The sequence below is a fragment of the Nocardia sp. NPDC059177 genome, from assembly GCF_042755165.1.
Classification (GTDB): Bacteria; Actinomycetota; Actinomycetes; order Mycobacteriales; family Mycobacteriaceae; genus Nocardia.
This window is the reverse complement of the sequence record NZ_JBHZBX010000024.1, coordinates 52,973-74,090: the sequence shown is the minus strand read 5'-3', so window position 1 is coordinate 74,090 and position 21,118 is coordinate 52,973. Positions and strand designations below refer to the sequence as shown.

The following is a 21,118-nucleotide window of genomic DNA, read 5'->3' as shown; positions in this document are numbered from 1 at the left end:
CTCAGTCGCTGTCGCCGCCGTCGGGACCCGCCGCCAGCGCGTAGCCGCCGGTCGGATGGTCCTGCGGCAGCGGCACCGCCCAGCGCAACCGGGTCCCCGGCATCTCCGGATGGTCACCGTCGGCGGTCGGCGGCTGGGCCGCGCCCACCTCGAAGCGCCCGCCCGCCTCCTGCGCGCGCTGCTCGAGATTGCGCAACCCGCTGCGGATGACGTGGTTCGGGATACCCCAGCCGTTGTCGCTGACCGTGATGCTGAGATCGTCGGCCACCTCGATGACGATCGCGACCGTGTCGGCCCCGGAATGGCGCACCGCGTTGCTCACCGCCTCGCGCACCACCGCCTCGGCGTGATCGGCCAGTTGCGGGTCGAGCACCGACAGCGGGCCCGACACCTGGATGGTCGCGCGCAGGGCGATATCGGCGGTCTGGCGCCGGATCGCCATCTCCAGGCGCTGCTGCAGGCTCGCGCTGTGCTCCGGACCGCTGGCGTGCAGGTCGAAGATGGAGGTGCGGATCTCCTGCACCACTTCCTGCAGATCCATGATGATCGTCGAGAGTCGTTGCCGCACTTCGGGAACCACGGCCTTGGGCAGGGTCGCCTGCACGGTCAGGCCGATCGCGAACAAACGCTGGATGACGTGGTCGTGCAGGTCGCGCGCGATCCGGTCGCGGTCGGCGACGATGTCGAGTTCGCGCATCCGCCGCTGGGTGTCGGCCAGGCGCACCGCCAGCGCCGCCTGATCGCAGAAGGCCGCCGTCAGCTCCATCATCTCGTCGGAATACGGGGCGAAGCCGGGCGGGCGGATGGTCACCAGGACACCGAGCGTGGCGTCGGGCGTGCACAGTGGCAGCACCAGAGCCGGTCCGGCACAGGGTGTTTCGAAGCCGGGGACATCGATGCCGAGGGTCACCTCCGCGGTGTTGTCGTAGCGCAACGGGGTGCGCCGGGTGAACGCGTCGCCCAGCGCGGTGCCGGTGATCGGGATGGGCTGCCAATCGTGGCCCGCGTCGGGTCCGGTCCACTGGGTGATCACCAATTCGCTGATCTCGCCGGGGGATTCGTCGGGGACCGGCACCGAGGCGAGGAAGGCCTGATGCGAGCCGGTCAGCCCGCGCGCGGCGTCGACCACGTGGGCCAGCACGCGATCGGATTCGGTGCCGGCCAGGAACTCGGTGGCGATGTCGCGGGTGGCCTCGATCCAGGCCTGGCGGGTGCGCGCCTGCTCGTAGAGGCGCGCGTTGTCGACCGCGATGCCCGCGGCGGCGGCCAGCGCGAGGACGAGGACCTCGTCCTCCTCGGTGAACGGCTGGCCGTCGGACTTCTCGGTCAGATACAGACTGCCGAAGACCTCGTCCCGAATGCGTACCGGCACACCGAGAAACGTGTGCATGGGCGGGTGCCCGGCGGGGAACCCCACCGAGGACGCGTGCCGGGTGAGATCGTCGAGCCGCAGCGGCGCCTTCTCCGCGAACACCGCGCCGAGCACGCCGTGCCCGGCGGGTAATCGCTCGATCCGCTCGCGGATCTTGTCGGGCAGCCCCTCGTCGATGAACTGCGCGACCTGCCTGCCGTGCCCGCGCACCGCCAGCGCGCCGTAGCGTGCATCGACCAGGTTCATCGCGGTGCGCACGATGGTGCGCAGCGTTTCGTCGAGGTCGAGGCCTGCGGTGACCGTCAGCATGGCCTCGACCAGGCCGTCCATCCGGTCGCGGGAGCCGATCATCACCTCGACGCGGTCGGCCACCTCGCCCAGCAGATCGCGCAACCGCTGCTGGGAGACGGTCCGGCCCGGCGAATACCGGCCACCCCGACCGTCATTCGTCATCGCCGTTTCCTTCGCGCCGCGCCACTGCCGAACTGTTGAACGCAAAGTCTAGTCCGCAATGTTGGGGACTTTCGGCCCTTCACCCGCACCGGCCGCCGATGGTGGCATAGGGCACCGGGAAATGGGATCGAGAAGTGGGGCAAGTGATGAATTCGTTGTCGAGCACCCAGCACTGGACGACCGCCGCGGACCCGGAGCTCGCGGTGACCACCCGTGGCGAGGTACCGGCGCAGGACGTCACCCGTGCCGTCCGGGCCATCACCCGCGTGATGCGCAGGCATCACCTCGACAGTCCGGCCCGCGTGCGCGTCACCGCGCCGCAGGGTTGCGACGAGCCGACGCTGGTGCAGGCCAACATCCGCACCAACGACACCCTCACCCGAGTGCAGGTGACCGGCCCCGGCGGGTTCGCGGTCACCTTCGCCGCCGAACGGCTGGACCGCCAGCTCGCGCGCCGCGCGGGCAAGGAGTCCCGCGGCGTCTGGCCGGATCCGGCACGCCGCCCGCTCGCCCAGATCACCGAGACCCGCCCGATCATCCGCCGCAAGGACTGCACCCTGATGACCGGCACGCCGCTGGAAGCCAGCACCGTGCTCGACGCGATGGACTACGAGGCCTACCTGTTCACCGACGCAGACACCGGCGAGGACGCCATCGTCACCTGGGCCGACCCGCACGGTGTCGACCTGACCCGCCAGCGCCACACCGCCGGGGTGGGGGAGCAGGCAGGGCTGCCGCTGACCGCCTCCGCGCTGCCGGTCCGCGTCGTCCAGGACGCCGCCCCCGTCTACGCCGAGGACGAGGCCTCCGACGTGCTGTGCGCTGGCGGCCTGCCCTATCTGTTCTTCACCGACAGCCACACCGGCCGCGGCAACCTGCTCTACCGCCGCTACGACGGCGACCTCACCATCGTGGTGCCCGCCTGAGCCGCTCACGGCTCGCGGAGCTTGGTCGCCAGCACGGCGGCCTGCGTGCGCCGTTCGACGCCCAGTTTGGCCAGCAGCCGGGAGACGTAGTTCTTCACCGTCTTCTCGGCCAGGAACATGCGCGCGGCGATCTGCCGGTTGGTCAGGCCCTCACCGAGGAGCTCGAGTAGTCGCCGCTCCTGTTCGGTGAGGCCGGCCAGCGCCCCGGTCGGTTCGGCGCTGCGCCGCAGCCGGGCGCGCAAGGCGTCGGCCGCGCGGGTGTCGAGCAGCGAATGGCCCGCCCCGACCTGCTTGATCGCGTCGGCCAATTTCATCCCGTCGATGTTCTTGACCACATAGCCGCTGGCACCGGCCAGGATCGCGTCGAGCATCGCGTGCTCGTCGGAGAACGAGGTCAGGATCAGGCAGTGCAGCTCCTCGAACTCGGCCAGCAGGTTGCGGCACAGTTCGATGCCGTTGCCGTCCGGTAGCCGCACATCCAGCACCGCCACATCGGGCCGCGTCTCGCGAATCCGCACCATCGCCTCGGCGACACCGCCTGCCTGACCGATCACAGTGAGTTCTGGATCACCCTCGAGCAGATCGATCAGCCCACGTCGCACGATCTCGTGATCATCGACCAGAAACACCTCGAGCACGCCGGCTCCTTCATCATGTCGATCGCCCCCACCCTGCCGCCCACCCCTGCGTCAAACATAATCCGCATCCCGAAATCATGTGCGCAGACCGGTAACTCGACCACTTCGTCACCGGTTCGAGTGGTTTTTCTGCGCGGCGGTGTTTCGCGGCTGTCCCGGCCCGCGTCCGCGCTCGATCAAACCTGTCGGTGGGGGCGCTTAGCATGGGTCGCGGGGGTTCATGTCCGGGTGGCGGATGACGATGGAGAAGGGATTCACCAGGTGGCGGAACGCCTCACTGTGCGCGGAGCGAGGGAACACAACCTCAAGGGTGTCGACCTGGATCTGCCACGCGACAGCCTGATCGTGTTCACCGGTCTGTCCGGTTCCGGGAAGTCGAGCCTGGCGTTCGACACGATCTTCGCCGAGGGTCAGCGGCGCTATGTCGAGTCGCTGTCGGCGTACGCGCGCCAGTTCCTCGGGCAGATGGACAAGCCGGATGTCGATTTCATCGAGGGCCTCTCGCCCGCGGTGTCGATCGACCAGAAGTCGACCAACCGCAACCCGCGATCCACGGTCGGCACCATCACCGAGGTCTACGACTATCTGCGGTTGCTCTACGCGCGGGCGGGCACACCGCACTGCCCGGTGTGTGGCGAGCTGATCGCCAAGCAGAGCCCGCAGCAGATCGTCGACCAGGTGCTCGCCATGGACGAGGGCCTGAAGTTCCAGGTGCTTGCGCCGGTGGTGCGGACCCGCAAGGGCGAGTTCGTCGACCTGTTCGACCAGCTCAAGACCCAGGGTTACTCGCGCGTGCGGGTCGACGGCGTGGTGTATCCGCTCACCGATCCACCCAAGCTCAAGAAGCAGGAGAAGCACGACGTCGAGGTCGTCGTCGACCGGCTCGCGGTGAAGTCCGGCTCCAAGCAGCGGCTCACCGATTCGATCGAGACCGCGCTGCGGCTGGCCGACGGCATCGTGGTGCTCGATTTCGTCGACCGGGACGAGCACGCGCACGATCGCGAGCGCCGGTTCTCCGAGCGGCTGGCCTGCCCGAACGGCCATCCACTCGACATCGAGGATCTCGAGCCGCGCTCGTTCTCGTTCAACTCGCCCTACGGCGCCTGCCCCGACTGCACCGGTCTCGGTATCCGCAAGGAGGTCGATCCGGAACTGGTGGTCCCCGACCCGGCGCTGAGCCTGGCCGAGGGCGCCATCGCGCCGTGGGCGCGCGGCCAGACCGCCGAGTACTTCAACCGGCTGCTGTCCGGCCTGGCCGAGGCGATCGGTTTCTCGATGGACACGCCGTGGCAGAGCCTGCCGGTCAAGGCGCGCAAGGCGGTGCTCGAGGGCAGCTCCGATCAGGTGCACGTGTCCTACACCAACCGGTACGGCCGCAAGCGCTCCTATTACGCCGATTTCGAGGGCGTGATGCCCTTCCTGCACCGGCGGATGGACAACACCGAGTCCGAGCAGATGAAGGAGCACTACGACGGCTACATGCGCGATGTGCCGTGCCCGGTCTGCCATGGTTCGCGGCTGCGTCCGGAGATCCTGGCGGTCACCCTGGCCGCCGACGGCACCGACAAGTCGATCGCCGAGGTGGCCGACCTGTCGATCGGCGCCTGCGCGCACTTCCTGAATACGCTGACGCTGGGGGAGCGCGAGGCCGCGATCGCCGGTCAGGTGCTCAAGGAGATCCAGGCCAGGCTGGGGTTCCTGCTCGATGTCGGCCTGGAGTATCTGACGCTCTCGCGTGCCGCGGCGACGCTGTCCGGCGGCGAGGCGCAGCGGATCCGGCTGGCCACCCAGATCGGCTCCGGCCTGGTCGGCGTGCTCTATGTGCTCGACGAGCCGTCGATCGGCCTGCACCAGCGCGACAACCGCAGGCTGATCGAGACGCTGCTGCGGTTGAAGAAGCTGGGCAACACCCTGATCGTGGTCGAGCACGACGAGGACACCATCCGTGCCTCGGACTGGGTGGTCGACATCGGCCCGCTGGCCGGTGAACACGGCGGCCGGGTGGTGCACAGCGGTCCCTACGCCGAACTGCTCGACGAACCCGAATCACTCACCGGCGCTTACCTTTCCGGTCGTGAGCAGATCGAGCTGCCGCTGGTGCGCCGGGCGGTCGACAAGAAGCGCAAGCTCACCGTCGTCGGCGCCACCGAACACAACCTGGCCGGTATCGACGTGACCTTCCCGCTGGGTGTGCTCACCTCGGTCACCGGTGTCTCCGGTTCGGGCAAGTCGACGCTGGTCAACGACATCCTGGCGACCGTGCTGGCGAACAAGCTCAACGGCGCGCGGCAGGTGCCGGGCAGGCACACCAGGATCAACGGTGTCGATCTGCTCGACAAGCTGGTCCAGGTCGACCAGTCGCCGATCGGGCGCACCCCGCGCTCGAATCCGGCCACCTACACCGGCGTCTTCGACAAGATCCGCACGCTGTTCGCCTCCACCACCGAGGCCAAGGTGCGCGGTTACCAGCCGGGCCGGTTCTCCTTCAATGTCAAGGGCGGCCGCTGCGAGGCGTGCTCGGGTGACGGCACGCTCAAGATCGAGATGAACTTCCTGCCGGATGTCTACGTCCCGTGCGAGGTGTGCCACGGCGCCCGCTACAACCGCGAGACCCTGGAGGTGCACTACAAGGGCAAGACCATCGCCGAGGTGCTGGACATGCCGATCGACGAGGCCGCCGAGTTCTTCGAGCCGGTCACCTCGATCCACCGCTATCTCAAGACGCTCGTCGAGGTCGGGCTGGGCTATGTGCGCCTGGGCCAGAGCGCGCCGACGCTGTCCGGCGGTGAGGCGCAGCGGGTGAAGCTGGCCGCCGAGTTGCAGAAGCGCTCGACCGGGCGCACCGTCTACATCCTCGACGAGCCGACCACCGGTCTGCACTTCGAGGACATCCGCAAGCTGCTGAAGGTGATCAACGGCCTGGTCGACAAGGGCAACACGGTGATCGTCATCGAGCACAACCTCGATGTCATCAAGACCTCCGACTGGGTCATCGACATGGGTCCCGAGGGTGGTTCCGGCGGTGGCACGGTGGTCGCCACCGGCACCCCGGAGGATGTCGCTGCGGTGTCGGACAGCTACACCGGCCAGTTCCTCGCCGAGGTGCTCGCAGCGCCGGCACCGGCGAAGCCGGCCGCCAAGAAGACGGCGAAGAAGGCGGCCCCGGCGGCGAAGAAGGCACCGGCGGAGACGGCCGCGGCCAAGCGGCTGGCGCGAAAGGCGGCCGCGCTGCGCTGAGCCTGGTTATCCTCCTGGCGAGGACTTTCCGAAAAAGCTGCAAAGTGAAACACCTGTAGGTAGCATTCGGCTCACCGTCGCCGGAATACCGGACAGTAACGGTTTGTCGACCGGCATCCAGTGGACTCTCGGGCCCGTGGGCGGCGCGATCGCGGATGTCGTGCAGTACGAAAGGAACGTCCTCATGGATGAAGCCACCACGGCGCTCATCGCTCAGATTCTTGCTTTCCTCAGTGGCGGGTCCTCGTTGGCCTACGAGCCCACCCAGCCGACGGCCTGACCGGCGGAATCGAAAGGAACACCACTGATGGACACGGGAAGCGCATCGCTGTTCGAGGCCCTCGCCAATATGCTCGCCACCGGCTCGGCCGTTTCGGTCACCCCGGGTACCCCGCCTGCCACGACCCCCGCGGTCTGAGCCTGGCGCTCCGCCGGCCCGACTCCGGCCGGCCCGAACTCCCCTGAATACGAAAGATCCGCCGGCGCGATGCATCGGCGGATCTTTCGTTCGGCTGAAGTTCGCCGGGTCAGAACACCGGGCCGGTGTACTTCTCACCCGGACCGGCGCCCGGCGCGTCCGGCACCGACGACGCCTCACGGAAGGCGCGCTGCAAGGCCTGCAGGCCCTCGCGGATCGGTCCGGCGTGCGGGCCGAGGTACTCCACCGACGCGGTGACCAGACCGGCCAGCGCGGTGATCACCCGGCGCGCCTCGTCGAGGTCGACACCCGCCCCGGAATCCGGGTCGTCCCCGGCCAGTCCCAGCTTCTCCGCGGCCGAACTCATCAGCATCACCGCGGCCCGGCTGATCACCTCGACAGCGGGGATGTCGGCCAGGTCGCGCACGGGGGGATCGAGCTCGTCAGTCATGCTGATCAGGCTATAGCGCGGCCGATCCGGCTCCTGCGCACCCGGCCGATTCGGCGATAGCCGACGGCGATGCTAGACTTTCCGCTGACGACCGCCCCTGGTTGTGTCATGCAGTCCTGGGGCAGATAAGTGGAGCCCGACTCCCACCGTTTCCGGCGAGCAATCGTCCTTCGGCAAACGGTCCCGGTCACCCGTCGATTGTGATGGGTTTCCCGCGTGCCTCGGCGCGTGGGGGTCGACACCGTGCCCGTGAGGGTATCGGCGTGGGCGATCGGTCGACATCGGGCCCCGTGGCGGAGAAATACCGCACCGGGGCTTTCGTGTTGAAACAGGGGTTGCAGTTATTGCGCGCGGTCGTTATGACGACACCGCTTGACCTAGGAGGCCCCATCAGCACTGAGACCCGCATCAACGATCGCATCCGTGTTCCCGAGGTCCGTCTCATCGGACCCGGCGGCGAACAGGTTGGGATCGTGCGTGTTGAAGATGCACTTCGCGTCGCGCTCGAAGCCGATCTCGACCTGGTCGAGGTGGCACCCGATGCCCGTCCGCCGGTCTGCAAGATCATGGACTACGGCAAGTTCAAGTACGAGACCGCGCAGAAGGCGCGCGAGTCCCGGAAGAACCAGGTCCAGACCGTGATCAAGGAGCAGAAGCTCCGCCCGAAGATCGACGACCACGACTACGAGACCAAGAAGCGCAATGTCGTGCGCTTCCTCGAAGCCGGGTCCAAGGTCAAGGTCACGATCATGTTCCGCGGTCGTGAGCAGTCGCGTCCCGAACTCGGCTTCCGGCTGCTGCAGCGTTTGGCCTCCGACGTCGCCGAGCTCGGTTTCGTGGAGACCTCGGCCAAGCAGGACGGCCGCAACATGACCATGGTCCTCGCCCCCCACAAGGGTGCGAAGACGCGGGTGAAGGCACAGCAGGAATCCGCGCCGGCACGTCCGCTGCCGACCGGTCCCGCGAGTGCCGAACCGGCTGCGCTGGTCGACACGCCGGCGCCCGCCGCCGAGCAGGCAGCGCCGGCCGACCCGCAGTAACACCGATTTCAACGACTAGATAGAGGAATCCATGCCGAAGAACAAGACCCACAGCGGCGCCAAGAAGCGATTCAAGGTGACCGGCAGTGGCAAGCTGCTTCGCGAGCAGGCGAACCGTCGCCACCTCCTGGAGCACAAGGCCACCCGCCGGACTCGTCGTCTGGAAGGCACGGAGTCCGTCGCTGCCGTCGACGTCCCCCGCGTGAAGCGGCTGCTGGGTCTGTAGACCCGCAACCCAACGATTCCGCGGCCGGGACACCGGACGCCGACAACTACCGAATCGGGCGCCTCGCGCCCCAGATGATCAAGGACTGACAAAGTGGCACGCGTCAAAAGGGCCGTCAACGCTCAGAAGAAGCGCCGTTCCATCCTCGAGGCCTCCAAGGGCTACCGGGGCCAGCGCTCGCGCCTGTACCGCAAGGCCAAGGAACAGCAGCTCCACTCGCTGACCTACGCCTACCGCGACCGCAAGGCGCGCAAGGGTGACTTCCGCAAGCTGTGGATCGCTCGTATCAACGCCGCCGCGCGTCTGAACGACATCACCTACAACCGCTTCATCCAGGGCCTCAAGGCCGCGGGTGTCGAGGTGGACCGCAAGATCCTGGCCGAGCTCGCCGTCTCCGACGCCGAGGCCTTCGCCGGTCTGGTCGCCGTCGCCAAGGCCGCGCTGCCCGCCGACGTCAACGCGCCCGCCGCCTGAGCTTGACGACGCACAGCGATCTGTCGGAACGACCCGTGGACGCGCTCTCCGAGCGCAATCCGCGGGTCGTTTCCGCTGTCAAGCTCCAGCGCGCCGCGCAGCGCCGCAAATCCGGCCAGTTCCTCGCCGAGGGCGCCAATGCCGTGACCGCCGCGCTGGAGACCGGCCGGGTCCGTGAGCTGTTCTATTCGCTCGCCGCGGCCGAACGCGAGACCGCGCTGATCGCCGGTGCCGCCGCCGACGGCGTGCGCACCACGCTGGTCAGCGACCGCGCCGCCGAGCATCTCGGGGAGACCGTCACCGCGCCGGGTCTGGTCGCGGTGTGCGAGCTGCTCGATGTGCCGCTGGGGGAGGTGCTCGAGCGCGGGCCGCGGATGCTCGCCGTCCCCGTCGAGATCGCCGAGCCCGGCAATGCGGGCACCCTCATCCGGGTCGCCGACGCGGTCGGTGCCGACGGGGTGATCCTGGCGGGGGAGACCGTCGACCCGCACAATGGCAAGTGCGTGCGGGCCAGCGCCGGCAGTGTCTTCCACGTGCCGATCGCGCGCAGCCGCGACATCACCGCCACACTCGACGCGATCTCCGCGGCGGGCATCGCGCTGCTGGCCACCACGGCGGGCGGCGAGGTCGACCTGGACGACGCCGACGAGATTCTCACCGGCCCGGTCGCCTGGCTGTTCGGCAACGAGGCGCACGGCCTCGACCCGGCCGTGGCCGCCCGCGCCGACCACCGCATCCGCATCCCCATCCACGGCCGTGCCGAAAGCCTGAATCTGGCCGCGGCCGCCGCGATCTGCCTCTACGCGAACGCGCGCGTGCAGCACGGGCGGTAGCGCGCCGTCAGCAGCTGGGCTCGGTGCCGGTGCGCAGGTCGTCGAGGATCTCGGTGGCCCAGGGCAGCGCGATGGCGTCGCTGCCCGCCACCTGCATGGCGGTCATGATCGTCAGCAGCATTCCGGTCGCGACGAAGCGGCGTGATTCGAGGGTGCCTGCGCCGGTGAGTTCGCCGATCAGGCGATAGATCCGGCCGAACCGGTCGCGCATGGGGTCACCGATCGCCGGATCGGCGCTGGCCGCGGCTCCGTGCAACAGCAACAGCGGCAGTTCCCGTTCGGCCAGGAACACATCGAAGTTCTCACCCAGCGTGCGCAGGGCCTCGGCGGTATCGGTACCGGGCGGGATCTCGGCGCTGCGGAACACCTCCTCGATCCGGCTGCACACCTGGTGCAGGGCGGCGAGGAACAGCTGCTGCTTGGTGCCGAACAACCGGATCACATAGGGCTGCGAGACCCCCGCGAGCCGGGCGATCTCGTCGGTCTTCGTTGCGGCATAACCGGATTCGGCGAAGGCGTGCACGGCCGCCGCGAGCACCTGCGCGCTGCGTTCAGAGGCGGTCATCCGGGTTCTCGTCGTCCCGCCCATGGCTGTGCCTCCTTCGCTCCGTTGCCTCTTGACATGTTATCAGCCGATGCATAACCATGGGTGTCACTAGTTATCAGTGAATAACAACAAGGGTTGGACATGACTCAGACACTCGATCCCGGCGATGCCGTCCGCGTAGATCCGTTGCCTCCCGGCGGCTCGAAAGCCGCACCGCTCGGCGCGGTGATCGCCGCCGTCGGCATCCCGATGTTCATGGTGACGCTGGACAACCTCGTCGTGACGAACGCTTTGCCGGTGATCAAAACCGAACTGGGCGCGTCCCTGTCGGACCTGCAATGGTTCATCAACGCCTACACGCTCTCGTTCGCCTCGCTGCTGCTGACGGCCTCGGCGCTGGGTGACCGGATCGGCCGCCGCCGGGTATTCCTGGCCGGCATCGCCGTCTTCGTCGCCGCGTCGGCGGCCTGTGCGCTGGCGACCGAACCGTGGATGCTGATCCTCGCCCGCGCCATCCAGGGCGCCGGTGGCGCCGCGGTGATGCCGCTGTCGCTGACCCTGCTCGCCGCGGCGGTCCCCGAGCGGATGCGCAGCGCCGCGATCGGCATCTGGGGTGGTCTGGCCGGGCTCGGTGTCGCGGTCGGTCCGGTGGTCGGCGGCGCGGTCGTCGACGGGCTGAACTGGCAGTGGATCTTCTGGCTCAATGTGCCGATCGGTCTGCTGGCGCTGCCGTTCGCGGCGCGCATTCTCGCCGAATCACGCGGCACCGCACGGCGATTGGACCTGCTCGGGCTGGTGCTGTCGGCCGGTGGTGTGCTCGCGCTGGTGTGGGGTGTCATCCACGGCGCCGACGACGGCTGGACCGCGCCGCGGGTGCTCGGCGCGCTGATCGGGGGTGCGCTGCTGCTGGTGGCGTTCGTCGTCTGGGAGCGTTCTGTCACCGACCCGATGCTGCCGCTGCGCATGTTCGCCTCGCGCGGGCTGAGCCTGAGCTACCTCGTGTCGTTCGGGTTCTCGGCCGGTGTCTTCGGTTCGATCTTCCTGCTCGCCCAGTTCTTCCAGGTCGTGCAGGGGTACTCGCCGCTGGAATCCGGTATCCGCACCATGCCGTGGACGATGGTGCCGATGGTCGTCGCGCCGCTGGCCGGGCTGATCGTCGACCGCGTCGGACCGCGGGTCCTCATCGCCACCGGACAGGTCTGCCTGGCGGTCTCGCTGGCCTGGATGGCACTGATCACCACCACCGACGTCGCCTATCTCGCCTTCGTCGCGCCGTTCGTCCTCGGCGGTATCGGCATGGGCCTGACCTTCGCCCCGTCCTCGACGATCGTCATGGCCAGCGCCTCCCCGGCCGACCAGGGCATGGCCTCGGGCATCAACAGCACCGTCCGGGAAGTGGGCGTGGCCATGGGTATCGCGGTACTGGCCTCGGTCTTCGCCTCGCACGGCGGCTACACCGACCCGCAGGCCTATGTCGACGGGCTGGTTCCCGCCGTCTGGGTGGGTGCGGCACTGGTCGCCGTCGCCGCGGTGGTCGCGGCGTTCCTGCCGCGGCACGCCCGCCAGGCCGCCTGATCCGGCACCGATGGTCCGCGTGCCCCGTCCGGCGCGCGGGCCGTCGGCGCGTTCAGCGCGAGCCGACCGCGGCGATCACCGTCGGCACCGCCACGACCTGCTGCGGATCCTCGTACAGGATGACCCCCGGTGTATCGGAATCCAGCCGCTCCCAGCCGATTCCGTGCATGTCGAGAATATCGAGATACCCGCTGACCCGGTCGATCATCGGCAGCGCCGTCGTTTTGAACCACGCGGCCGCCGCCGGATGCCGATCCCGGTCGTAGACCTGCCGGTCCACCTCGTACGGATTCACCAGATGATCGGTGAACCAGTCGTTACCGCTACGGCGGAACCGCTCCTGCTCCACGCTCAGCCGACCCTCCGACGACAGACCGTTGACCAGGGCGAACACCCCAGGAAAGTGTCCGTGCCGATTCGGCTCGGCCGCCTGGAACCGCACATACAACCGCCGCACCGGTGGTTCCGACCTGCTGCTCATTCGGTCCCCTCCGTCCGGGTCGGCCCAGGCTCGGGCGAGGTATCAGGACGCTCACACGACCCGGCCACGCGCGGCGACGGCCCCCGACCATAGGGCCGGATCCCGAAACCACACAGCGCCAACCCGCTCCCTGGCACGGTCCGGCGGGTCCGCCGACCCTGCGGCGGCGTCGAATCACAAGTCTGTTCAGCCATCGAGTTGTCCTGTTCTCGAGTCGAACACGCTGGTCTGTTCGATCACTAGGACGCGCACCACCACCATTCGGTTCCCTCCGATTCCCAACAAAATCCGGACCACGACAATGATCGGTCGACCAGTAGGCCGGGTTCGGACACCGCCTGCGTCGATACGACGAGAAACAGCGCGGGGTGAGAGCGGTCGCGACGCCGCGACCTGGACTGGTCAGTCCTCATCGAGACTCGTCTGACCAGGGGTGATCGCCACGCGAGTAATCCGGATGAATCGCCGGGAGTCGATCCCATAGGATTTATCCAGCACCGATGCGGGATGGCAATGACGCGCCCGTGAACCGATCCCCAGGGGAGAGTCGAGAAGATCGTGGCCGACGACAACAGTGGAGTCGAGCAGAACGCCGCTTTGACCGAGGAGGCACTCGCGGCCGCGGCGGCGGAGGCCGAGAAGGCGTTCGCGGCGGCGGCCGATCTGGACGCGCTGGCGGTCGCCAAGACCGACTACATCGGCGGCAAGTCGCCGATCGCGCTGGCCCAGCGTGGACTGGGCAGCCTGCCCAAGGACGAGAAGGCCGAGGCGGGCAAGCGGGTCAATATCGCCCGCAAGCGGGTCTCCGACGCGTTCGAGGCGCGCCGCGCCGCGCTGCTCGCAGAGCGCGATCAGGCCGTGCTGGTGGCCGAGAAGATCGACGTCACCGCCCCCGCCCGCCGCCGCCCGGCCGGCGCCCGGCATCCGATCACCGTCATCTCCGAGGAGATCGCCGACGTGTTCGTCGCGATGGGCTGGGAGGTCGCCGAAGGTCCCGAGGTCGAGACCGAGCACTTCAACTTCGACGCGCTCAACTTCCTGCCCGACCACCCGGCCCGCACCATGCAGGACACCTTCCACATCGCCCCGGAGGGTTCGCGCCAGGTGCTGCGCACGCACACCTCCCCGGTGCAGGTGCGCTCCATGCTGGAACGCGAGGTGCCGATCTATGTCGTGTGCCCCGGCCGCACCTTCCGCACCGACGAACTCGACGCCACCCACACCCCGGTGTTCTCCCAGGTGGAGGGTCTGGCCGTCGACAAGGGCCTGACCATGGCGCACCTGCGCGGCACCCTGGACGCCTTCGCGCGCGCCCTGTTCGGCCCCGACACCCGAACCCGTATGCGCCCCAACTACTTCCCGTTCACCGAACCCTCGGCCGAGGTCGACGTGTGGTTCCCGGACAAGAAGGGCGGCGCCGGCTGGGTCGAGTGGGGCGGCTGCGGCATGGTCAACCCGAAGGTGCTGATCGCCAGCGGCATCGACCCGGAGGTGTACTCCGGCTTCGCCTTCGGCATGGGCATGGAGCGCACGCTGCAGTTCCGCAACGGCATCCCCGACATGCGCGACATCGTCGAGGGCGACGTGCGGTTCACCCTGCCCTTCGGCATCCGGTCCTGAGCGACAACCCCTTTCGACACAGAGAGCGAAACGTCAAGTGCGAGTAGCGCAGTCCTGGCTGACCGAGATCCTGCAGCGCACCACCCCCGAGTGGTCGGTGTCGGCGGAAGAGCTCGACGCCGGCTTCGTCCGCGTCGGCCTGGAAGTCGAGGAAGTCGACCAGCTGACCCCGATCGGCGGCGACATCGACAAGCCGCTGGTCGTCGGTCGCGTCGCCGAGATCACCGAACTCACCGAGTTCAAGAAGCCGATCCGCTTCTGCAAGGTCGATGTCGGCAACCCCGAGCTGCAGGAGATCGTCTGTGGCGCCCGCAATTTCGCGGTGGGCGACCTGGTCGTGGTGGTGCTGCCGGGCGGTGAGCTGCCGGGCGGGTTCAAGATCTCCTCGCGCAAGACCTACGGGCACACCTCCAACGGCATGATCTGCTCGGTGGCCGAACTCGGCATCGGCAAGGATCACGACGGCATCCTGGTGCTCGAGCCCGGTTCGGCGCAGCCCGGCGACGACGCCAATGTGCTGCTGGGCACCGACGACACGATCATCGAGCTCAACATCACCCCCGACCGCGGCTACTGCTTCTCGGTCCGTGGCCTGGCCCGCGAACTGGCTTGCGGTTTCGACCTGGAATACGCCGACCCGGCCGTGCGGACCCTGCCCGAGGCCGAGGCCGAGGCGTGGCCGGTGCGCCTGGAGGCCGACTCGGAGTGCACCCGTTTCGGTGCGCGCCGGGTCACCGGGATCGACCCGAACGCGGTGAGCCCGCTGTGGCTGCAGCGCAGGCTGATGCTCTCGGGCATGCGCCCGATCTCCCCGGCCGTCGACGTCACCAACTACGTGATGCTCGAACTGGGTCAGCCGCTGCACGCCTTCGACGCCGCCAAGCTGCACGGCAACCTGGTCGTGCGCTCGGCGAACAAGGGCGAGACGCTGCGCACCCTCGATGACACCGAGCGCACCCTCGACGCCGAGGACGTGGTGATCGCCGACGACACCGGCGTGGTCTCGCTGGCCGGTGTGATGGGTGGTGCGAGCACCGAGGTCGGCGCCGGGACCACCGATGTCGTGCTCGAGGCCGCCACCTGGAACCCGCTGCGGGTCTACCGCACCGCGCGCAGGCACAAGCTGGTCTCCGAGGCGGGCAAGCGCTATGAGCGCGTCGTCGACCCGGAGATCAATATCGCCGCGCTCGACCGCGCCGCCACGCTGCTGGCCGAGATCACCGGTGGCACCATCGAATCCGCGCTCACCGACATCCGTGTCCCGCTGGCGCCTGCCGCGCCGATCGCGATGGACATCGACCTGCCCGACCGGGTCGCCGGTGTCACCTACCCGGCGGGCACCGCCGTGCGCAGGCTGGCCCAGATCGGCGCCGGCGTCGAGATCGAGGTCAACGACGCGGGCAAGACCGAGCTGCTGGTGACCCCGCCGAGCTGGCGTCCCGACCTGTCCCAGCCCGCCGACCTGGTCGAGGAGGTGCTGCGGCTGGAAGGGCTCGAGCAGATCCCGTCGGTGCTGCCCGCCGCACCGGCCGGTCGCGGCCTGACCGCGCAGCAGCAGCGGCGCCGTGCCGTGAGCCGGGCGCTGGCCTTCGACGGCGCCGTCGAGGTGCCGGCGCCGGTGTTCCTGCCCGCCGGCGTCTTCGACGTCTGGGGTCTGGACGCCGAGGACCCGCGCCGTAACACCACCAGCGTGCTCAACCCGCTCGACACCGATCGTCCCGAGCTGGCCACCACCCTGCTGCCCGGTCTGCTGGAAGTGGCCGCCCGCAATATCTCGCGCGGCGCCCGTGACCTGACGATCTACGGCATCGCCCAGGTGGTGCTGCCCGGTGCGCGGACCCACGCGGTCGAGGCGCTGCCGGTGGATCGCCGGCCCACCGACGAGCAGATCGCCGAGCTGATCGGCTCGCTGCCCGCCCAGCCGGTGCACGTGGCCGCGGTCCTGAGCGGCAAGCGGGAACCACGCGGGCCGTGGGGTCCAGGTCGTGCCGCCGAGGCCGCCGACGCGTTCGCGCTGGTCGAGGCGGTCGCCGACGCGGCCGGTGTCACCATCGAACGCCGGGCCGCCGCCTACCTGCCCTGGCATCCGGGCCGCTGCGCGGAACTCGTCGTGGACGGTGTCGTCGTCGGCCACGCGGGCGAACTGCATCCGGCGGTGCTCGAGCGGGCGGGCCTGCCGCCGCGCACCTGCGCCTTCGAACTCGACCTCGACGCGCTCCCACTGATCGAGTCCCGGCCGGCGCCGACGGTGTCGGCGTTCCCGGCGGTCCTGCAGGACGTCTCGGTCAGCGTCGACAAGACCGTCCCCGCGGCCGCGGTCGAAACCGCCCTGCGCACCGGCGGCGGCGACCTGCTCGAGGACATCGCGCTGTTCGACATCTACGAGGGCACCCAGGCCGGCGAGGGCCGCAAATCCCTCACCTACGCCCTGCGCTTCCGCGCCCCCGACCGCACCCTCACCGAGGACGAGGCCAGCGCCGCCCGCGACGCCGCCGTCGCCTCGGCCACCACCGCCGTAGGCGCCGAACTCCGCGCCTGACACCCCCACGCGAAGGCCGCCCGCACCCCGGGCGGCCTTCGTCGTCCACTGATCTGGTCAGACGATCACCAGGCCACCAGGGAGGCATCGCCCGAGAAGGAAAATCCCTGGAAGCCTGGTGATCGCACGTCCAGATAGATATGTGTCACCACGCTGTGGTGGCGGCATCAGCCGAGAGACGAATGCCCTGAGATCTGGTGGTCGCGTGTCCAGTGGGGCGCGAGTTACGGGCCGGTCGGTGGGCGGGTTGGGTGGGCGGCGGGGACGGGATAGGTTTGACGGCGTGTCGATGACGAAAGGCGCCAATATTGCGGTGCCTGCTGCCGCGGTCCGCGTCGAATTGGGTTGGCAGGCGGGGGCAGGGGTGCCCGATGCCGACGCCTCGGCGTTGTTGCTCGCGGGGGCCAAGGTGCGCTCCGACGACGACTTCGTGTTCTACAACCAGGCGGTGCATCCCTCGGGTGCGGTCCGGTACGAGGGGAAACAGCAGGGCCCCACCGTGATCGACGCGCTGTCGGTGAACCTGGCGCAGGTCGAGCCGCAGATCGAGACCATCGTGCTGGCCGCCTCCGCCGACGGCGGCAGCTTCGGGCAGTTCCGCGGGCTCTACATCCGGGTGCTCGACGCGGCCACCGGCGCCGAGGTCGCGCGCTTCGACAGCACCGGGGCCACCAGTGAGACGGCGTTCGTGCTCGGCGAGCTGTACCGCAGGCAAGGGGCGTGGAAGTTCCGGGCGGTCGGGCAGGGCTACGACTCCGGATTGGCTGGTCTCGCCACCGATTTCGGCATCTCCGTCGACGACGAACCGGCCCAGCCGCCGGCCCCCACACAGCAGTACACACCCCCGCCTCCGGCGCCACACGCGGGTCACCCGCCGTTCCCGGCACCGAATCCACCGCACGCCCCGGCTGCACATCCCGCGCCGGGCCAGCCGCAACCCGGCCAGCCCTACGCCCCGGCGCCGTTCCCGCCCGCACCGCACTCCGGCCAGCCGCCCGCCGCACCTCCGCATCCGGGTCAGCCGCAGCCCTACGCTCCGCAACAGCCGGCTCAGGGCCAGCCACAAGGCGCGCCGGTCAACCTCAGCAAGGTCTCGCTCACCAAGGAAGCCCCGTCGGTCTCGCTGACGAAGCATGGTGCCACCGGTGGTGTCATGCGGGTCAATCTCAACTGGACCTCGATGGCCGCCACCGGCCGCCTGTTCGGCAAACTCCGCGGCAAGAACGTCGACCTCGACCTGTGCTGTTTCTTCGAACTGGTCAACGGCGCGATCGGCTCGGTCCGTGCCCTGGACCGCCGCTTCGGCGCCCTCTACGAACCGCCGTTCATCCACCTCGATCAGGACGACCGCACCGGCGCCAGCATCGCCGGCGAGAACCTCTCGATCAATCTCGACTTCACCCAGTTCTTCCGCCGCGTCCTGGTCTTCGCGTCGATCTACGAGGGCGCCAGCGATTTCCGCGGTGTGCACGCCACCGTCACCTTGCAGCCGGTGGGCTCGGCGCCCATCGAGATGACCCTCGACGGCTGCACCGACAACTCGCGCGACGCCGTGCTGGCCGTGCTCGAGAACGTCAACGGTGAACTCGTCGTGCGCCGCGAGGGCACCTTCGTCCGTCCGCCGGCTGGTCAGCCGGGCGGTGGCGTGATGGAGATCGCCCGGCTCTACAACTGGGACTTCGGTTTCCAGGCGGGGCGCGGTAAGTGATGCGCCATCCCGCGACCCGGGTGCTGAACGCGCTTGTCTACCACCCCGACAAGCACGTCGCCCAGACTCCCGCCGCCTTCGGCCTGGACTACCGCGATCTCACCCTGCGCACCGCCGACGGCGTGAACGTGCACGGCTGGTTCGTCCCCGCCGAACGCCCGCGCGGGCACATCCTCTACGCGCACGGCAACGCGGGCACCATCGGCGACCGCGTGTCCATCATCGCGCTGCTGGTCGCCGCCGGGTTCGACGTGCTGGCCTTCGACTACCGCGGCTTCGGCCACAGCGGGGGTTCGCCGGAGGAACAGGGCACCTACCTCGATGCCCGCGCCGCGCGCACGGCCCTGCTCGAACAACCCGGTGTCGACCCGGACCGGGTGCTCTACCTGGGCAAATCCCTCGGCGGCGGGGTCCTGCTCGAGCTGGCCACCGAGTTCGCGCCCGCCGGCATGATCCTGATGTCGACCTTCAGCGGGATGCGCGACGCCGCCCGCTCGGTCTACCCGTTCCTGCCCGCCCCGCTGATCCCGGACGCCTACCCGAGCCTGCGCCGCATCGCGACCTTGCGGGTGCCGATCCTGATGATGCACGGCGACCGCGACGAACTGCTCCCGCTGCGGCACGCCGAACGGCTCTACGCCGCCGCGCGGGAACCGAAGGAGCTGATCGTGGTGCCCGGCGCGGGTCACAACGACGTCATCGACGCCCTCGGCGCGCGCTGGGCGAAGCTCATCAGCGAATGGTCGGAATTCCTCGACAGCTGAGCCGGGCTGCGTAGCCTGGCGGTATGAGCGAAACGAGCGAAATCCTCGGCCGCTTGGCGGCGCTGCCCGACGCCGAACTGGTGACGGTGCTGCGCGCCGCCGTCGCGGGCAGGCCGGGGCTGGTCGCGGTCGCCGCCGCCCTGTCCGAGGTCGAAACCGGTCATGCCGAGACCGGCGCACCTGTGAACCTCGACACCGCCATAGTCGACGCGCATGTAGTGCCTGCCGCATCCGAGCAGGTCGGAGCCACCTTTCCGGTACCGCCGGTACCGCATGGCCTGCCCGGGCCGGTCGCACCGGCCGCTACCGGCGGATATTCCAGCTCCGGCGTGCCGACATTCGACTCCGTTCGGGATAAGGTCGAGCAGCGCTTCGGCACCGCGCAGGGGATGGACGAGCTCGATCGGCAGACCCCGGCGGGCCGCAGCGCCGACGAACAGTGGGAGGCGCGGGAGAAAGCCGCGCGCGAGCGTCTGGATCAGATCCGGAAATCGATGCACCGCAACGATTCCGGCGCCGACGGCACGTAGACCGCGAGGTCCTCCCGGAGCGAGCAGACGACCGTGATGGGTGGACCCGAAGATGACGCAGGCGCGCCAGATCGCCGAACGACTGCTCGACGCGCAGGTGGACTTCCTGCTCGCCGAGGTGACCGGCGACCGGTTCGCCGAGGTGATCGCGCGCGACGTGGCCGCCGTACTGGCGGTCGGTGACACCATCGTCTTCGGCGACGTGGTGCCCCTCGACCAGGGCGAGCAGACGGTCGCGACCGTGTTCGACCGCATCGGCGGCAGCCCGGTGATCGCCGACACCGTCGGCATCTTCGCCGACGCCATCTACGACCACATCGCCGCTAATACCGAGTACACCCTCGGCGACGTGGTCGAGCGCGAGCCGGTGGAAGCGTTGCTGGAGAAGATCTTCGGCATGCACCAGGCCCAGGAACGCATCCTGGACCGGCTCACCGAGAGCCCGCTGGTCGCCACCGTGGCCTCCCGTTTCGTCGACAAGCTGATCGGCGATTTCGTGCAGGCCAATCGGGAACGCGCCGAGAAGATCCCGGGTGTCTCCTCGCTGATGTCGCTGGGCCAGTCGGCGGCGAACCGGGCCAAGAAGGTCGCCGACAGCACCTTCGTGGGCGACCTCGCCGGCAAGGGCGCCCTGTTCGCGCTCAAGCGCACCAACAACGCCATCCGTGACATGCTGCGCGATGCGCCGGTGCATTCCGCGGCGATGGAATTCTGGGACCTGCACGCCGACGAACCCGTCGCCGGCCTGCGCGAATACCTGACCCAGAAGGATCTCAACGAGCTGGTCCAGCTCTGCTACGAGATCGCGGTGACCACCAGGGAGAAGGAATACTTCAGCCTGCTCGTGCGCGAATGCGTCGAGGTCTTCCACCAGAAGTACCGCGACCACACCCTCACGGCCATGCTCCCCGAACTCGGCCTCACCGCCGAGGACATCAGCACCGAGATCCTGCGCTACGGCCCCGCCGTCATCGAAGCCGCCAAGCGCAACGGCGTCCTGGCCACCCTCCTCCGCGAGCGCCTCGAGCCCTTCTTCCTCTCCGACCAGGTCCTCGCCATCCTCACCCCCGAGTAATCAGAGACCGCGCTCGCTCAACGCCGTGCGCAGCGGAATACCGTTGCGCTGAGCGAGGATCCGGCGGCGGCGCACATCCGCGGCGGACCGCGGACGGAATCCGGGCCCGCAACCCGCACAGCAGCTGGGGTGGAAGCGCAGGCCCGCGTCGAGAACAGCGGCGAGTGCCCGCCACCCGCTGTGATCGCGTCTCCGGGGTACGGAGAGATAG

Annotated in this window: 19 protein-coding genes; 14 read left to right on the top strand and 5 right to left on the bottom strand. The window is 69.0% G+C overall.

From position 1 onward, the window contains the following. Nucleotide 1 precedes the first annotated feature (1 nt). Nucleotides 2-1,825 carry a GAF domain-containing protein gene (locus ACFXK0_RS25185; RefSeq protein ID WP_379413288.1) on the bottom strand — a complete coding sequence of 608 codons (1,824 nt, stop codon included), beginning with the start codon at nt 1,823-1,825 and terminating at the stop codon, nt 2-4. A 146-nt stretch (nt 1,826-1,971) separates the two neighbouring features. Between ACFXK0_RS25185 and ACFXK0_RS25180 the strand changes: the two genes are divergently transcribed. Next, the gene (locus ACFXK0_RS25180; protein ID WP_379413287.1) at nt 1,972-2,751 is read left to right on the top strand and encodes a hypothetical protein; all 780 of its coding nucleotides are present in this window, start codon (nt 1,972-1,974) and stop codon (nt 2,749-2,751) included. A 5-nt stretch (nt 2,752-2,756) separates the two neighbouring features. Here the strand turns inward: ACFXK0_RS25180 and ACFXK0_RS25175 are convergent, their stop codons facing one another. Continuing rightward, the gene (locus tag ACFXK0_RS25175; protein WP_379413286.1) at nt 2,757-3,389 is read right to left on the bottom strand and encodes a response regulator; all 633 of its coding nucleotides are present in this window, start codon (nt 3,387-3,389) and stop codon (nt 2,757-2,759) included. A gap of 261 nt (nt 3,390-3,650) precedes the next feature. On the opposite strand from ACFXK0_RS25175, the gene uvrA reads away from it, so the two are divergent. Both uvrA and ACFXK0_RS25165 read left to right on the top strand, forming a co-directional pair. Continuing rightward, nucleotides 3,651-6,626, top strand: coding sequence for an excinuclease ABC subunit UvrA (gene uvrA, locus ACFXK0_RS25170; protein ID WP_379413284.1), 2,976 nt, complete (start codon nt 3,651-3,653; stop codon nt 6,624-6,626). Between the two features lie 136 nt (nt 6,627-6,762). Next, nucleotides 6,763-6,906 carry a hypothetical protein gene (locus ACFXK0_RS25165; RefSeq protein ID WP_379413283.1) on the top strand — a complete coding sequence of 48 codons (144 nt, stop codon included), beginning with the start codon at nt 6,763-6,765 and terminating at the stop codon, nt 6,904-6,906. A gap of 247 nt (nt 6,907-7,153) precedes the next feature. On the opposite strand, the gene ACFXK0_RS25160 is transcribed toward ACFXK0_RS25165, so the two are convergent. Continuing rightward, entirely contained in the window at nt 7,154-7,495 is a 342-nt protein-coding gene (locus tag ACFXK0_RS25160; RefSeq protein WP_379413282.1) for a DUF1844 domain-containing protein, read from the bottom strand. A gap of 359 nt (nt 7,496-7,854) precedes the next feature. On the opposite strand from ACFXK0_RS25160, the gene infC reads away from it, so the two are divergent. The 4 genes from infC to ACFXK0_RS25140 all read left to right on the top strand — a co-directional run bounded on the left by infC (nt 7,855) and on the right by ACFXK0_RS25140 (nt 10,068). After that, a complete protein-coding gene (gene infC, locus ACFXK0_RS25155) occupies nt 7,855-8,535 on the top strand; it encodes a translation initiation factor IF-3 (RefSeq protein WP_379413315.1) in 681 nt (226 codons plus the stop codon). A 31-nt stretch (nt 8,536-8,566) separates the two neighbouring features. Continuing rightward, a complete protein-coding gene (gene rpmI / locus ACFXK0_RS25150) occupies nt 8,567-8,761 on the top strand; it encodes a 50S ribosomal protein L35 (protein WP_379413281.1) in 195 nt (64 codons plus the stop codon). A 93-nt stretch (nt 8,762-8,854) separates the two neighbouring features. Then, on the top strand, nt 8,855-9,235 hold the full coding sequence (gene rplT, locus ACFXK0_RS25145) for a 50S ribosomal protein L20 (RefSeq protein ID WP_379413279.1): 381 nt from the start codon (nt 8,855-8,857) through the stop codon (nt 9,233-9,235). Between the two features lie 35 nt (nt 9,236-9,270). Continuing rightward, a complete protein-coding gene (locus tag ACFXK0_RS25140; protein ID WP_379413277.1) occupies nt 9,271-10,068 on the top strand; it encodes a TrmH family RNA methyltransferase in 798 nt (265 codons plus the stop codon). 7 nt (nt 10,069-10,075) lie between these two features. Here ACFXK0_RS25140 and ACFXK0_RS25135 read toward each other — a convergent pair whose 3' ends face one another. Beyond that, nucleotides 10,076-10,633: a TetR/AcrR family transcriptional regulator gene (locus tag ACFXK0_RS25135; RefSeq protein WP_379413275.1), complete on the bottom strand. Its 558-nt coding sequence runs from the start codon at nt 10,631-10,633 to the stop codon at nt 10,076-10,078. Nucleotides 10,634-10,756: 123 nt separating this feature from the next. Between ACFXK0_RS25135 and ACFXK0_RS25130 the strand changes: the two genes are divergently transcribed. Further along, nucleotides 10,757-12,190, top strand: a complete 1,434-nt coding sequence (locus ACFXK0_RS25130; RefSeq protein ID WP_379413273.1) for an MFS transporter — start codon at nt 10,757-10,759, stop codon at nt 12,188-12,190. Nucleotides 12,191-12,242: 52 nt separating this feature from the next. Here ACFXK0_RS25130 and ACFXK0_RS25125 read toward each other — a convergent pair whose 3' ends face one another. After that, nucleotides 12,243-12,671 carry a hypothetical protein gene (locus ACFXK0_RS25125; protein ID WP_379413271.1) on the bottom strand — a complete coding sequence of 143 codons (429 nt, stop codon included), beginning with the start codon at nt 12,669-12,671 and terminating at the stop codon, nt 12,243-12,245. A gap of 558 nt (nt 12,672-13,229) precedes the next feature. Here ACFXK0_RS25125 and pheS point away from each other — a divergent pair. From pheS to ACFXK0_RS25095, 6 genes are all read left to right on the top strand, one after another. Then, nucleotides 13,230-14,291 carry a phenylalanine--tRNA ligase subunit alpha gene (pheS, locus tag ACFXK0_RS25120; RefSeq protein ID WP_379413270.1) on the top strand — a complete coding sequence of 354 codons (1,062 nt, stop codon included), beginning with the start codon at nt 13,230-13,232 and terminating at the stop codon, nt 14,289-14,291. 37 nt (nt 14,292-14,328) lie between these two features. After that, nucleotides 14,329-16,830 (top strand): phenylalanine--tRNA ligase subunit beta, encoded by a 2,502-nt coding sequence (pheT, locus tag ACFXK0_RS25115; RefSeq protein ID WP_379413268.1) that lies wholly within the window; start codon nt 14,329-14,331, stop codon nt 16,828-16,830. A 289-nt stretch (nt 16,831-17,119) separates the two neighbouring features. After that, nucleotides 17,120-18,538, top strand: coding sequence for a TerD family protein (locus ACFXK0_RS25110; RefSeq protein ID WP_379413314.1), 1,419 nt, complete (start codon nt 17,120-17,122; stop codon nt 18,536-18,538). Then, nucleotides 18,538-19,302, top strand: coding sequence for an alpha/beta hydrolase (locus tag ACFXK0_RS25105; protein WP_379413312.1), 765 nt, complete (start codon nt 18,538-18,540; stop codon nt 19,300-19,302). The genes ACFXK0_RS25110 and ACFXK0_RS25105 overlap by 1 nt, the downstream gene beginning before the upstream one ends. A 23-nt stretch (nt 19,303-19,325) precedes the next feature. After that, nucleotides 19,326-19,832 carry a PspA/IM30 family protein gene (locus ACFXK0_RS25100; protein ID WP_379413267.1) on the top strand — a complete coding sequence of 169 codons (507 nt, stop codon included), beginning with the start codon at nt 19,326-19,328 and terminating at the stop codon, nt 19,830-19,832. A gap of 52 nt (nt 19,833-19,884) precedes the next feature. Then, on the top strand, nt 19,885-20,907 hold the full coding sequence (locus ACFXK0_RS25095; RefSeq protein WP_379413265.1) for a hypothetical protein: 1,023 nt from the start codon (nt 19,885-19,887) through the stop codon (nt 20,905-20,907). Nucleotides 20,908-21,118: the final 211 nt, after the last annotated feature.